The organism is Pseudomonas promysalinigenes (assembly GCF_014269025.2).
Classification (GTDB): Bacteria; Pseudomonadota; Gammaproteobacteria; order Pseudomonadales; family Pseudomonadaceae; genus Aquipseudomonas; species Aquipseudomonas promysalinigenes.
Window position 1 is genome coordinate 1,013,203 of the sequence record NZ_CP077094.1, and the last position, 14,043, is coordinate 1,027,245.

Genomic DNA, 14,043 nt, shown 5'->3' on the forward strand with positions numbered 1-14,043 from the left:
CCGGATTGTAACCTGAGTTAGGTAGCTTCCTATGTACTATCTGCATCGCCTATGCAAGATCGGCATTGGCGCATTCATCCAGCGCTGCATGGCCGCGTGATATCGTTGGTATGCCACAGAGGCTGTAAGCCGCGGCCTGCACCAGGTTGGTGCAGCAATTTGCCGCAGTGTTCGCAAGCCGCTGTCTCCACACCTTTTATTCCTCTGCCTGCATGTCGAGCATAACCGCCCAGATGGCGACGGTTGGAACAGGGCAGGTAGACCCGATTCAGGGGTCGGTAGCAACCGTTCAATTTCTACAGATATAAGCGGAGTGATCATGCCCAAGGCTTCCCACCAAGATCTGCGTTTTGCCTTCCGCGAGCTGCTCGCTTCAGGTTCCTGCTACCACACCGCTTCGGTGTTCGACCCGATGTCGGCACGTATCGCTGCCGACCTGGGTTTCGAAGTCGGCATCCTCGGTGGTTCGGTGGCCTCTTTGCAGGTGCTGGCCGCACCTGACTTTGCCTTAATCACCTTGAGTGAGTTCGTCGAGCAGGCCACGCGCATTGGCCGAGTGGCACAATTGCCGGTGCTCGCCGATGCCGACCACGGTTATGGCAATGCGCTCAATGTGATGCGCACGGTGGTAGAGCTCGAGCGCGCTGGCGTGGCTGCGCTGACCATTGAAGACACCCTCTTGCCCGCCCAGTTCGGGCGTAAGTCCACCGATCTGATTTCGGTTGAAGAAGGCGTGGGCAAGATTCGCGCGGCACTGGAGGCGCGTGTCGACTCGTCGCTGTCGATCATCGCCCGCACCAACGCAGGCGTGCTCAGCACCGAGGAAATCATTGTCCGCACTCAGAGCTACCAGAAGGCGGGTGCCGATGGCATCTGCATGGTCGGGGTGAAGGATTTCGAGCACCTGGAGCAGATTGCCGAGCACCTTAGCGTGCCGTTGATGCTGGTGACTTACGCTAACCCCAACCTGCGTGACGATGAACGCCTGGCGCGACTGGGGGTGCGGATCGTGGTAGATGGCCATGCCGCCTACTTCGCAGCGATCAAGGCGACCTACGACTGCCTGCGCCTGCAGCGCGGTCAACAGAACAAGTCCGAAAACCTCAACGCTACCGAGCTTTCGCATACCTATACCCAGCCCGAGGACTACATCCGTTGGGCCAAGGAGTACATGAGCGTCGAGGAGTGATCGGCGTGGTGTCGCTCAGCTAACGCACGGCACTCAAGGTTGCGGTATGGGGCACGCAGTGCTCCTGCTCGCAACGGTGCGCTGCACTGGGCTGGCTGCGTAACAGCTCGGCGCGCCAACAGGCCGAACCGTACAACGCGGCGACAGCGATCAAGGCCATGGTCATGGCGACTCGTTTGGATTTGATGCCCATGTAACGCACCTCCTGTTTGGCGCGACACTGACACCTTCAAGCATAGTCAATACAGATCGCTGTCCCATGGCGGTTCGTCCTTGAACCGGTGCGCCAGGAAATCCAGCATGCTGCGCAACGTGGCAGGCATGTGCTTGCGGGAGGTGTAGACCGCATTCAGGTTCAACGCCTGTGGCTTAGCCTCGGGGATCAGGCGCAGCAATGCGCCGCTGCGCAGGGCATCGGCTGCCTGGTAGGTCGGCAGCATGGCAATGCCAGCGCCGGCCAGAGCCGCCCCCTGCAATGTCATGCTCTCGTTGGCGCTGATATTGCCTTGCACCGGGACGGCGACCTGTTGTCCGTCTACCTCGAAATGCCAAAGGCTGTGGCCGAAATAGGCGTGGGTCAGGCAATTATGCTGGCTCAGTTGCTCGACCCGCAGCGGCGTGCCGTGCTCACGCAGGTAGGCTGGTGCTGCGCAGATGACCGAGCGGCACAGGGTCAAGCGCCTGGCGATCAAGTTCGGATCCAGGTCATTGCTGGTGCGGATCGCCAGGTCAATGCGCTCATCCACCAGGTTGACCGTGCGATCGAGCATCTGCAGCTCGACCTTTACTGCAGGGTAGCGCCGCACGTAGTCAGCGATTGCCGGTGCCAACTGGGCCTGGCCAAACGAAGTACTGACGCTGATGCGCAGTGCGCCCCTGGGCGCATCGTTGGGTTGTTGCACGGCAGCTTGAAGGTCGCCGGCCAGCTCCAGCAACTGACGGCAGCGGGGCAGGGTCTGTTCACCGGCGGCCGTGAGGCTGAGTTTGCGGGTAGTGCGCTGCATCAAGCGTGCGCCTACCCAGTGCTCAAGCTCGGCCAGGTAGCGCGATACCACCGGTCGCGACAGCTGCAGGTGATCTGCTGCGGCGGACTGGCTACCCAAGTCGACGACGGTGACGAAAACGCGCATGGCGTTGAGACGGTCCATGATTTGCTCGATTTCAGAAACAAACTATGTTCGAGCATCGCATTTTTTGTGATGGTTTGGGCAACTAAGCTGGCAGCCATCTTTCCTATCACAGGGCTTATCGATGTCGTTGCTTACACCTTTGCGTGGCCTTTTACTGGCATGTGTTGCCTTGGCCGGCCCCGCGCTTGCCGCAGCGCCTTTGCACCTGGAGGTCTACAACCCAGGCGAACAGGCAATCTTTCCGGTCAGTTCGGTGATCGTGAGTGGAGACCAAGACGCCATCCTCATCGATGCTCAATTCGGCAAGGCTCAGGCCGAACAACTGGTGCAGCGCCTGCGTGCCAGCGGCAAGCGCCTGACCACTATCTATATCAGCCATGGCGACCCGGATTACTACTTCGGCCTGGATACCGTGACCCGTGCCTTCCCCAAGGCCAAGGTGTTGGCCTCGGCAGCAACGCTGGCTCACATCCGCCAGACCATGGATGCCAAGCTTGCGTATTGGGGGCCGCTAATGGGTGCCGATAAACCGGCGCAGCTGGTGTTGCCCCAGGCACTCAAGGGCCAGCACCTGATGCTCGAAGGCCGAGCGCTGGAGGTCGTGGGGCTGGACGGGCCGCAGCCTGAGCGCAGCTTTGTCTGGATTCCCTCGATCAAGGCAGTGGTTGGCGGTGTCGTGGTTTCGCAGAACATCCATGTGTGGATGGCTGACACCCAGACAGCCAAGTCCCATGCTGATTGGCTTGGTACGCTGGCCAGGATCCAGGCCTTGGCACCTCGTACGGTTGTGCCGGGGCACTACCTGGGCCAGAGCAACCACTCCCTCGACGCAGTGCGTTTTACGGCCGATTACATTCGTGCCTTCGATGCCGAAACCAGCGAAGCGACAAACAGTGGCGCCCTCATCCAAGCGATGAAGCAACGCTACCCCAAGCTTGCCGATGAAAGTTCGCTGGAACTCAGCGCCAAGGTCGCCAAAGGTGAAATGAAGTGGTGATTGCGCGCCGCTCAGGCGCGTGCCGATGGGCAGGGGCGCAGTGACCCAGGCCAGCCAAAGTTGTTAATCCGCCTGCCGCTCATGGGCTGGCCTGCTGCTCCAGCCAGTCCATGAGTTCTACCAGCCCCGGCGGCAGGCTCTTGGCCTGGCTCGCCAGGTAATACCCTTTGCCGGTACGCACCTTGAGCGGGAACGGCATGCACAGCCTGCCGCTACGCAAGTCATCGCCGATCAGCGCCCAGTCGCCGATCGCCACACCTGTGCCTTGCGAGGCCATGGCCATCGCCATGTCCAGCGTTTCAAAATGCTGCTTGCGCCCCGGGTTGTGCAGGTCCACCCCCGCAGCGTGAAGCCATAGCCGCCAGTCATGTTCATCTCGGGAGGGGTGCAGCAACATATGCTGCGCCAAGTCCCGGACCTCTCGCAGCGCAACTGGCCCCTGCAGCAGCGATGGCGCGCAGACAGGCGTCAGTTGTTCGTCGAACAGCTTGCGCACTCGCAGCCCATGGTTGGGTGCATCGCCATAGACCACAGCCGCATCGAAACCTTCACGGCGAAAGTCCACCCCATGCTGCACTGTGGTGGTCAGCTCCACTGGCACATCAGGCCTCAGCGCCTGCCACTCCATCAGCCGTGGCAGCAGCCAGCGCATCACGCAGGTTGGGGCCTTGAGCTGCAAGGTGGCATTGCGCCCGCCAACCTCGCGCACGCCCTGTTCGATCAGGCCAAAGACCTGTTGTACCCGAGGCAACCAATCCTGGCCCTCGCGGGTCAGGCTCAGGCCGCGGGCCTGGCGCTGAAACAAGGCATAACCCAGATGTTCTTCGAGCCCGGCAATCTGACGGCTGACGGCGCCCTGGGTGATGTGAAGCTGCTGTGCAGCGCGGGTGAAATTGCAATGCTGCGCCGTGACCAGAAAGGTGTAAAGCGCTGGCAGGGGAGGTAGGCGTTTCATCGCGCTGAGCCATGTGTTCAGGACATGGCTAGTATGTGTTTTTTTGCCTTGTGGCGGTAGCCATGGGTTAGGTCCAATGGCGCATATTCCAACACTATTCTGGGTGACCCCATGGCAACCTGCGGCGAAGTACTGGTCAAATTCCTTGAAGGATATGGCGTAGACCATGTCTTTGGCATTCCTGGTGTACATACCGTGGAGCTGTACCGTGGTTTGGCAGGTTCGTCGATCCGCCACATCACCCCGCGCCACGAGCAAGGCGCTGGGTTCATGGCTGACGGCTATGCCCGAACCCGCGGCAAGCCTGGCGTGTGCTTCATCATCACCGGCCCTGGCATGACCAACATCACCACTGCCATGGGCCAGGCCTATGCCGACTCCATTCCCATGCTGGTGATCTCCAGTGTGCAATCGCGTGACCAATTGGGCGGTGGCCGCGGCAAACTGCACGAGCTGCCCAATCAGGCAGCGTTGGTGTCGGGCGTTGCGGCGTTTTCCCAGACGCTGATGAGCGCCGCTGACCTGCCTCAGGTGCTGGCGCGTGCCTTTGCCGTGTTCGACAGTGCACGCCCGCGCCCGGTGCATATCGAGATCCCCTTGGATGTGCTGGTCGAGCCGGCGGACCATTTGCTGCCCGCCCGTGCGATACGCAGCGCCCGCGCAGGCGCAGCCCCTGGCCCTGTGGCGGCCATGGCCCAGCGCCTGGCCAACGCCCGCCGGCCACTCATCCTGGCCGGTGGCGGTGCGCTGGCGGCGGGCGCGCCGTTGGCGCAGTTGGCGGAGCACCTGCAGGCGCCTGTCGCCCTGACCATCAATGCCAAAGGGTTGCTGCCGGCCGGCCATCCACTGCAGATTGGTTCGACCCAGTCACTGGTTGCTACCCGTGAGCTGGTGGAGGAGGCCGATGTGGTATTGGCGATCGGCACCGAACTTGCCGAGACCGACTACGACGTGACCTTCAAGGGCGGCTTCAAGATTCCAGGCAGCCTGCTGCGAATCGACATCGACCCCGACCAGACCGTGCGCAACTACCTACCGGAACTGGCCCTGGTCGCCGATGCCCAGTTGGCTGCCCAGGCGTTGTTAGAGGCCCTGCGGTTGCTGCCAGCGCCACCCTGTGATGAAGGTTGGGGCGCTGCCCGTGCCCTGCGGTTGCGCAAGGCCATGGCGGCCGGCTGGGATCAGCCCACCTTGAGCCAGACCCGCTTGCTGACGAGCATTTTGCAGCGCCTGCCAAACGCGATCCTGGTAGGGGATTCGACCCAGCCGGTGTACACCGGCAACCTGACCCTGGACATGCAGGCACCACGCCGTTGGTTCAATGCATCGACCGGTTACGGCACGTTGGGCTATGCGTTGCCTGCTGCAATGGGCGCTTGGCTCGGCAGTGCCGAACAGCCCAACGAGCGTGCGCCTGCGGTCTGCCTGATCGGCGACGGCGGCATGCAGTTCACCTTGCCGGAACTGGCCAGCGCCGTAGAGGCCAAGGTGCCCCTGATCGTATTGCTGTGGAATAACCAAGGTTACGAGGAGATCAAGAAGTACATGGTCAACCGCTCGATCGAACCGGTGGGCGTGGATATTCACACCCCCGACTTCATCGGGGTGGCACGTGCATTGGGCGCCGACGCCGAGCAGGTTGACGATGTCATGCACCTGCAGGCTGCACTGGGCAGGGCAGTGCAGCGCCAAGGCCCGACGCTGATCCAGGTCGATCAGAACGCCTGGCACGCCGCAGTCACGGGCTGAACTCAGCTGGCGCTGGCGCGCAGCCTGGCGACGTCGCGGATCGGTGGAGCGCCGTAGAGTCGGCTGTATTCGCGGCTGAACTGCGACGGGCTTTCATAGCCTACCCGATACGCGGCAACCGCCGCTTCCAGGCCGTCGTTGAGCATCAGCCGCCGCGCCTCCTGCAACCGCAGTTGCTTCTGGTACTGCAACGGGCTCATGGAGGTGACGGCCTTGAAGCGGTGATGCAAGGTCGAGATGCTCAGATGCACCTCGCGCGCCAGTTGCTCGATGCGTAGCGGCTGCTGGTAGTTCTGGTTAAGCCAGGTGATGGCCTGACAGACCCGATGGGTCTGGCTATTGGCCAAAGCGATTTCGTACAGGCGGTAGCCCTGCGGCCCGCGCAGCAGGCGGTAGAGGATCTCGCGCCTAATCAGCGGCGCCAGCATGTCGATATCCCGCGGAGTGTCGAGCAGGCGCACCAGGCGCAGCAGCGCGTCGAGCAGTTGCGGGTCGGTTCGCTCGACATACAGGCCACGGCCGGAGGGCAGATTGGGCACCAGCATCGGCCCGCTTTCAGCGATCAGCTGGCTGATTTCGGCAGGGTCCAAGTCCATACGAATGCCAAGGCTCGGGTTTTCCGGGCTGGCGTCGAGCTTCACGCCGCTCAATGGCAGGGTTACCGATACCACCATGTAATGCAGCGGGTCGTAGGCATACTGTTCATCGCCCAGGAACAAGCTTTTGCTGCCCTGGGCCAGAATGCACAAGGCCGGTTGGGCCAGGGTCGGCACCGAGCGCACGTTTTCGGTATAGCGCACCAGGTACAGGTCGTCGATGGCTGAGGCGGGGCCATGGGGAGCCGTGGCGTGCTTGCTTATCAGCTGGGCCAACTCCTGGCGCTGCACTTCCAGGGTTGGATCGATGGACGGGGCGGTGGTCATGATGGCTTTCCTCTGCTGACCGACGCAGCATAGGTTTGGGCAATGGCCGACGCTAGTCGAATGCTGCACGTCGATTGCCTGATCCTGCCGCGCAGCAGGATCAGGCAATCGCTGAGCAGTAATGGCCTAACGCGTGGCGCGTGCCAGCACCTAACCTTGGCAGCCTGGCTTTTCCGTCCGCCTGCTTCAAGGAGATCGTGCTATGACCCAGCGCCAACCGGTCACTCACCTGGCTTTCATTCGTGCCTGCAGCGGCCGTTCCGCCGAACTTGGCGCACGCCTGCGCGACCTGCTCGAACCGTCCTTGCAGACCCCGGGCTGCCTTAGCTTTACGGTGCAGCGTTCCCAGGCCGACGCCGACCTGTGGCTGCTTAGCGGTAGCTGGCAGGACCAACAGGCAATGACGGGCTACTTCGCCTCGCCCACCTTGAATGTGTTCGGCGAACTGGTTCAAGCGCAGGTAGTCAGCAGCCTGGACTTGCATACCTTCGATTGAAAGGCGGTTAGAATGCTGCCCCTCAATCAACAGGCGCAGGGCAACATGGCACGCAGAGAATTCCCCCATTTCGAAGCAGTTTCGGCGATGGTTCCGGTTGAGGGCGGCGGCTATAACGCTGCTATCGCGGTCAAGGCCCTGGGTATGGGCGGCGCTGCGCGCTTTCACAAGGTACTAGGCGATGAAGTCTTCAAAAGCGCTATGGCGGCTGACGAAGCCGCCTGCGCCGAGCTTGCACGCCTGCAGGGCGTGAGCGAGGAAGGCGAACTGATCTGGTGATCAGGCCTGTGGGCGAGCCATCTTGAACAGGTTGCCCAGCTCGAAATAATCCGCTGGGCCACCGCCACGCAGGATCGGTTCGGCCGCGGCGGTGTCGTAGATACCGTCCTTGAGCAAGTGCTCGGCAATGTGTACCGCCACCACCTCACCCAGGATCAACCAGCTCGGCACCAGTTGCTGGTCGGCGCGTGTGAGCTGGACGATCTGGGTCACCTTGCACTCGAAAGCCACCGGCGTTTCGCCCACGCGCGGCACTTTGACGATACTCGACGGCACTGCCGTAAGGCCGCTCAGTTCGAACTCGTTGACGTCGGCAGGCACAGCCGCGCAGCTTTGATTCATTTGCTCGGCCAATGGGCGGGTCGCCAGGTTCCAGACGAATTCGCCAGTCTGCTCGATGTTGTTCAGGCTGTCTTTGCGCCCGACGCTGCAGAAACCGATGATCGGGGGGATGTAGTTGAAGGCGTTGAAGAAGCTGTAGGGCGCAAGGTTCAACTGGCCATCTTGGCTCTGCGAAGAGATCCAGCCGATGGGGCGCGGACCAACGATGGCATTGAAGGGGTCGTGTGGCAGGCCGTGGCCTTTGGCGGGTTCGTAGTAGTACATCTTGCCGACATCCTGGGGAAGGGTGGCCTAGTGTGCCAAGCATTTGCTCCCCTGAAAATGATCAAGCCCGGCCGAAGCCGGGCTGGTAGCACGCAGCAGCACTCAGCTGATGCGGTGGCCATTGGTGCGGTCGAAGCCATCTTCGGCAAAGCGCTGCGCATTGGTGTGATCGAAACCGTCTTCGGCAAAGCGTTGTGCGTTGGTGTGATCGAAACCGTCTTCGGCGAAGCGTTGTGCGTTGGTGTGATCGAAACCGTCTTCGGCGAAGCGTTGCGCGTTGGTGTGATCGAAACCATCTTCGGCGAAGCGTTGTGCGCCAGTGTGGTCGAAACCGTCTTCGGCGTAGCTGGCAGATTGACTCACTGCTGCAAAGGTGTGTGCACTGGTACGGTCGAACCCATCTTCAGCGAATGCGCCAGCAGCGAAAACCGAGAGGGCCAGGGTCAGGATCAGTTTGCTTTTCATGGTGGTGCTCCTTGGATGTGGGGAAGTTTGTTTCTATGGATTCAATGCTACGCCTATTAATCCGATAAAAAAGCGCAAAAATTGGCGTTTAAAAATCGAATTAGTAGATGTTTTGGTCGGCACCTAGCGTTCATCTGCTTTTGCACGTGCATATGCGTGAGAGACGTCAAGGGCTAGGGCGGCGAGGTGCTTCACCTGCATTTGCAGGATGAGATTCTGGGATTAATCGTGAGTTAAGAACGTGAGATATACATCACTGCTTTGGTCGGCGACCCTGATCGGCATTTGCTGAAAATTGCCATCGCCTGGCGCTTGGGTGAACCCTCGACGTCACAAGGATCCAGCAGTGCATCAATGAAGCTTTACCTGGCTGGGAATTCTGACTTGCATTGTGTTGGGCACCGGATAGGGGGGGCAACGCTGCAGACCACTCACCAACGTCAGCCGCGACAGGCATTGAGAACGTTGCTATCAGTCGCAGCTCAAGCAGCGCCGACGCGTCGTTCGATAGCATAGGCGCACGAATCTGCAGCCCAGCTTTTGGCAACCATAAAAAAGGGGCGTCCGTTTCACGGAGCGCCCCTTTTTCAATCGCACGACCAGGTCAGTCGGTGGTAATCCGCGAATGCTGCTTGGTGTCTTTCATGGTGGCGTACACCAACAGCGAGCAAGCGATGCACGCTGTGACGTACCAATAGAAGCCGCTCTCCATGCCTACGCTCTTGAACCACAGGGCAACGTACTCAGCGGTACCGCCGAAGATCGAGACGGTCAGCGCATACGGCAGGCCAACGCCCAGGGCGCGGATTTCAGTCGGGAACAGCTCGGCTTTGACCACTGCGTTGATCGAGGTATAGCCACTGACGATGATCAGCGCCGCCATGATCAGGAAGAACGCGCCCCACCAGGTCTGGATGGTGTGCAGGGTGCTGAGAATCGGCACGGTGAACAGGGTGCCAAGTACGCCGAAGGCGATCAGGATCGGGCGTCGGCCGATCTTATCGGAAAGGCCGCCGATCACCGGCTGCAGGCACATGAACAGGAACAGCGTGGCTGCCGAGATGGTGGTCGAGTCACTGATGCTCATACCCACGGTATTGACCAGGTACTTCTGCATGTAGGTGGTGTAGGTGTAGAAGGCCAGTGTGCCGCCCATGGTCAGGCCGACCACGGTCAGCAGTTCCTTGGGGTGGCGCATGAGGGTGCGCATCAGGCTTTCTTTGGCCTTTTCCTTCTTGGTGAAGGAGGCGGTTTCTTCCATGCCGCGACGCAGGTACAGGGCGACCACCGCGCACAGCGCACCGATCACGAAAGGTACACGCCAGCCCCAGGCATACAATTGCTCAGTGGTCAGGGTCTGCTGCAGGATGATCAGTACCGCCAGAGCAATGAGCTGGCCGGAAATCAGCGTTACGTACTGGAAGCTGGAGAAGAAGCCACGGCGGTCCTTGCTGGCCATCTCGCTCAGGTAGGTGGCAGAGGTACCGTACTCGCCGCCGACCGAAAGGCCCTGCATCAGGCGTGCGATAACCAGCAGGATCGGCGCGGCGACGCCGATGGTTTCATAGCCTGGGGTCAGGGCGATCACCAGGGAGCCGGCGCACATCAGCAGCACCGAAGCCATCAGCGCAGCCTTGCGGCCCTTGCGGTCTGCATACAGGCCCATCAACCAGCCACCGATTGGGCGCATCAGAAAGCCCACGGCGAAGATCGCGGCAGTATTGAGCAGTTGAGCGGTGGAGTCGCCAGCCGGGAAGAAGGCCTTGGCGAAGTACAGCGAGAATGCAGCGTAAACGTACCAGTCGTACCATTCGACCATGTTGCCGATGGACCCACTGAAGATCGATTTAAGGCGGCTGGCGGTGGTTTTTTCAGCAGCGGGCGCGACGGCCGCCCCGGCTGGCAGGGAGGTGGCGTTATCCATCTGGGATACCTTCTCGTTGTTTTTGTGGAGCGCGCCGAAGCGCAGCTTGCCAAGACAATTGCAGAAGCTGTGCCAAACGGGTGCATGGCGATCCAAATGGGGGCGCGGAGCCGGTGCAGGCTGGGCTTTAGGTGAGAAGTGCCGTGGGCCTTGGAGGGGCAAGCCTGTGTGAGTGAGCGGATTTCCGCTTATCGCGCTGCGCACATGAGCGAAAAACCGCTCATTGCACGAAGTCCTCACGAACAATTCCGTGACGCTGCATCTTTTCGTTCAGGGTGCGGCGCGGCAGTTGCAGCGTCTGCATCACTGCTTTGATTTCCCCTGCGTGCTGGCGCAAGGCTGCACGCAGGCACTGAGCTTCGAAAGCTTCCATCTGCTCCACCAGCGATGGGCCGGCAGGGGCGACTTCGATATTCGGCGAGCCCAGGCCCAGCGCGTGGCGCTCCGCTGCGTTGGCCAATTCCCGTACATTGCCTGGCCAATCGTGGCACAGCAGCTGCGAGAGTTGTGGACCGCTCAACGGCGGCGCCGCGCGTCCTAACCTGGCAGCGGCCGACTGTGCAAAATGCTCGAACAGCAGGGGTATGTCTTCACGCCGTTCGCGCAGCGGTGCCAAGCGCAACTCCGCCACATTCAGGCGATAGGCCAGGTCCTCGCGAAACCGCCCGGCCCGCGCCTCTTCGAGCAAGTCAGGTTTGGTGGCGGCGATGATGCGCAAGTCGACGCTGATGCTCTGGTTGGCCCCTAGCCGCTCCAGTTTCTGCTCCTGGATCACCCGCAGCAGCTTTGCCTGCTGGGCCAACGGCATGCTTTCGATTTCGTCGAGAAACACCGTGCCGCCGTTGGCGTACTCCAGTTTGCCGATGCGTTTGCCCTGCGCACCGGTGAATGCACCGCTTTCATGGCCGAACAATTCGGCTTCGAACAGTGATTCGGGGATGGCTGCGCAGTTGAGCGCCACGAATGGTTTGTCGGCGCGCGGCCCGAAGTCGTGCAGGCAACGCGCTACCCGCTCCTTGCCGCTGCCGGTTTCACCGCGCAGCAGCACGTTGACTGGCAAGCTGGCCAGGTCCAAGACCTGCCTGCGTAGCTGCTGCAAACCTTGAGACATACCCAGCAAGGTGGTTTCCAGCCGCGACTTGAGGTCGGCCTGTTCATGCAGGCGGCGGTTCTCTAGCACCAACTGACGCTTTTCCAGTGCCCGTCGCAGGCTCCCGAGCAAGTGCTGTGGGGTGAAGGGCTTTTCCAGGAAGTCATACGCACCACTGCGCATCGCCTCCACCGCCATCGGCACATCGCCGTGGCCGGTCAGCAGAATCACCGGCAGGTCCGGGTCATCCAGTTGCAGGCGCTCGAGCAGCTGCAGGCCACCCATGCCTGGCATGCGTACGTCGCTGATGACCACGCCGGCAAAGTGCGCAGGCAGTTGCGCCAGGCAGTCCTCGGCGCAAGCGAACAACTGCACGCTGAAGCCAGACAGGCTCAGCCACTGTTCGACCGCGGTGCGGATGCTGGCTTCATCATCCACGACGATCACCGAGTTCAACATACAGTCTCCAGGTCACGGGGCAGGGTCAGGCTCAGCCGGGCGCCGCCGGGCATGTTCTCTGCGTACAGCAGGCCTCCGGCCTCGACGATGATGCCATAGGAGATCGCCAGGCCCAGGCCCAAGCCTTCGCCCACCGGTTTGGTGGTGAAGAACGGATCGAAGACCTTCGCCAGGTCCGCTTGGGCAATACCACCGCCTGAATCAAGCACGCTCAGGCGCCATTGATCGTGCAGTGGTTCGATGCGCACCTCAAGGCGTTTGTAGCGCTTGTCAGCCATGGCGTCGAGGGCGTTGTGCAGCAGGTTGATCAGCACCTGCTCAAGGCGGATCGCATCGCCGCGGACCCAGGCCGGACGTGCCAGGTACAGCGCTACGTCCACTTGCTCACTGCGCATGCGCGTGTCCAGCAGGTGCAGGGCCTGATCGACCACGGTTGCCAGGTCGAGGCGTTCGCGCAGGCCAACCGGGCTATTGCGGGCAAAGGTCTTCAGGTGGCCGGTCAATGCGGCCATGCGCGTGAGCATCTGCTCCAACGGCTCCAGGGCTTTGCGTGCATCGTCGTAGCGGCCATGGTCGAGCAGCAGGCGCAGGGTTTCCAGCTGCATGCGTTGCGTGGTCAGCGGTTGGTTGATCTCGTGGGCCATGGCCGCCGACATCTGCCCCAGTGCCGCCAGTTTGGCCGACTGCACCAGGCCTTCCTGGGCAGTACGCAGTTCGCGGGTGCGTTCTTCGACCTGCCGCTTGAGCGCCTCGCGGCTGCGCTGGCGCAGCCGGGCCAGGCGTAAACGCTGGCTGACGAACAGCGCGGCGAACACCAGGCTGAGCCACACGGCGGCGGCGCTCAGTGCGGCATTGCGGCCGGCAGCCTCGACCTGAGGTTTGCGCAGCAAGTGCAAGGTCCAGCCCTCACCGTCCAGCGGCAAGCTTTCCCAGAGGTATTCGACGCTACCTCCTGGGCCTTGCACGCGGCTCAAGTGGCTGTTGCTGGCGAACCGGGTCAGCTCTTGATGCGCAAGGGGCACCAGCGGCTGCTTGTCGTACTGACGGGTCTGGGCAAGCTCGGCACGATCGGCGCCGCTGAGCGGCTTGAGCTCTCGATAGCGCCAGCCATCCTGATTGGCGATGAAGGTGATGCCACGGGCGTCACTGACCAGCAGAATATCGCTACCTTGGCGCCATTCGCGTTCCAGTTCCGGGAACTCCAGCTTGACCACCATGGCGCCGAGAAAGCGCCCCTGCTCGTCGCTGACTGCGCTGGCCAGGAAGTAGCCAGGCACACCGCTGGTCACCCCCACTGCATAGAAGCGGCCGCTACCATGGCTGCGGGTCTGTTTGAAATAGGGCCGAAAGCCGTAGTTGGAGCCGACGTAGCTGGTGGGCAGGCGCCAATTACTGGCGGCCACCGCCAGGCCGGTGCGGTCGAGCAGCTCCAGGGTCGAAGAGTTGGCTGCGCCGTTGATGCGCTCGAGTTTCAGGTTGAGCGCGTGCTGCATCTGCTCGCTGACCGGGCCGCGCAGGGCGTCGATCAGCTGCGGGTCGAGCGCCAGCACGGCGGGCAGAGCGCGGTAACGGTCGATCAGGGTGTGCAGGGCATTGGCGTACAGCACCAGCTGCTGGCTGGCGCGGCGGGCGTCATCTTCCATGGCTTGGCGCTTGGCCTGGTGCATCGCCCAGCCGCCACTCAGGGCCGTACCTAGCACGATCAGCAGGGTAATCAGCCCCAGACGCAGGGCGCGAAAGGAAAAGGGCATGGGCGGGTCCAGGTAATGGTGATATCAGGC

At 61.7% G+C, this 14,043-nt stretch carries 14 protein-coding genes; 5 read left to right on the forward strand and 9 right to left on the reverse strand.

The annotated features are described in order from the left end of the window. The first annotated feature begins 319 nt into the window (after positions 1-319). Positions 320-1,189 carry an isocitrate lyase/PEP mutase family protein gene (locus tag HU725_RS04745; RefSeq protein ID WP_060478052.1) on the forward strand — a complete coding sequence of 290 codons (870 nt, stop codon included), beginning with the start codon at positions 320-322 and terminating at the stop codon, positions 1,187-1,189. A gap of 19 nt (positions 1,190-1,208) precedes the next feature. Here the strand turns inward: HU725_RS04745 and HU725_RS04750 are convergent, their stop codons facing one another. Next, a complete protein-coding gene (locus HU725_RS04750; RefSeq protein ID WP_186477538.1) occupies positions 1,209-1,382 on the reverse strand; it encodes a hypothetical protein in 174 nt (57 codons plus the stop codon). A gap of 46 nt (positions 1,383-1,428) precedes the next feature. Next, entirely contained in the window at positions 1,429-2,337 is a 909-nt protein-coding gene (locus tag HU725_RS04755) for a LysR family transcriptional regulator (RefSeq protein WP_186477539.1), read from the reverse strand. Positions 2,338-2,440: 103 nt separating this feature from the next. Between HU725_RS04755 and HU725_RS04760 the strand changes: the two genes are divergently transcribed. Then, positions 2,441-3,316, forward strand: a complete 876-nt coding sequence (locus HU725_RS04760) for an MBL fold metallo-hydrolase (RefSeq protein ID WP_186477540.1) — start codon at positions 2,441-2,443, stop codon at positions 3,314-3,316. A gap of 79 nt (positions 3,317-3,395) precedes the next feature. On the opposite strand, the gene HU725_RS04765 is transcribed toward HU725_RS04760, so the two are convergent. Beyond that, a complete protein-coding gene (locus HU725_RS04765) occupies positions 3,396-4,271 on the reverse strand; it encodes a LysR substrate-binding domain-containing protein (protein WP_186477541.1) in 876 nt (291 codons plus the stop codon). Between the two features lie 111 nt (positions 4,272-4,382). Here HU725_RS04765 and HU725_RS04770 point away from each other — a divergent pair, with 111 nt between their 5' ends. Beyond that, positions 4,383-6,020 (forward strand): 5-guanidino-2-oxopentanoate decarboxylase, encoded by a 1,638-nt coding sequence (locus tag HU725_RS04770; RefSeq protein WP_186477542.1) that lies wholly within the window; start codon positions 4,383-4,385, stop codon positions 6,018-6,020. Between the two features lie 2 nt (positions 6,021-6,022). Here HU725_RS04770 and HU725_RS04775 read toward each other — a convergent pair whose 3' ends face one another. Continuing rightward, positions 6,023-6,943 carry an AraC family transcriptional regulator gene (locus HU725_RS04775; RefSeq protein ID WP_186477543.1) on the reverse strand — a complete coding sequence of 307 codons (921 nt, stop codon included), beginning with the start codon at positions 6,941-6,943 and terminating at the stop codon, positions 6,023-6,025. Positions 6,944-7,145: 202 nt separating this feature from the next. Between HU725_RS04775 and HU725_RS04780 the strand changes: the two genes are divergently transcribed. Both HU725_RS04780 and HU725_RS04785 read left to right on the forward strand, forming a co-directional pair. Further along, complete coding sequence (locus HU725_RS04780; RefSeq protein WP_060478046.1) at positions 7,146-7,439, forward strand: antibiotic biosynthesis monooxygenase family protein; 294 nt, start codon at positions 7,146-7,148, stop codon at positions 7,437-7,439. Between the two features lie 12 nt (positions 7,440-7,451). After that, entirely contained in the window at positions 7,452-7,718 is a 267-nt protein-coding gene (locus tag HU725_RS04785) for a hypothetical protein (protein ID WP_060478045.1), read from the forward strand. Here the strand turns inward: HU725_RS04785 and HU725_RS04790 are convergent, their stop codons facing one another. From HU725_RS04790 to HU725_RS04810, 5 genes are all read right to left on the reverse strand, one after another. Next, entirely contained in the window at positions 7,719-8,324 is a 606-nt protein-coding gene (locus HU725_RS04790) for a flavin reductase family protein (RefSeq protein ID WP_060478044.1), read from the reverse strand. It abuts the gene before it with no gap. A 102-nt stretch (positions 8,325-8,426) separates the two neighbouring features. Further along, positions 8,427-8,789, reverse strand: coding sequence for a heme utilization protein (locus HU725_RS04795; RefSeq protein WP_217872376.1), 363 nt, complete (start codon positions 8,787-8,789; stop codon positions 8,427-8,429). A 604-nt stretch (positions 8,790-9,393) separates the two neighbouring features. Beyond that, positions 9,394-10,713 (reverse strand): MFS transporter, encoded by a 1,320-nt coding sequence (locus tag HU725_RS04800; RefSeq protein ID WP_060479694.1) that lies wholly within the window; start codon positions 10,711-10,713, stop codon positions 9,394-9,396. 220 nt (positions 10,714-10,933) lie between these two features. Further along, a complete protein-coding gene (locus HU725_RS04805) occupies positions 10,934-12,262 on the reverse strand; it encodes a sigma-54-dependent transcriptional regulator (RefSeq protein ID WP_186477545.1) in 1,329 nt (442 codons plus the stop codon). Next, the gene (locus HU725_RS04810) at positions 12,256-14,013 is read right to left on the reverse strand and encodes a sensor histidine kinase (RefSeq protein ID WP_186477546.1); all 1,758 of its coding nucleotides are present in this window, start codon (positions 14,011-14,013) and stop codon (positions 12,256-12,258) included. Before HU725_RS04810 ends, HU725_RS04805 begins: the two co-directional genes overlap by 7 nt. Positions 14,014-14,043 lie beyond the last annotated feature (30 nt).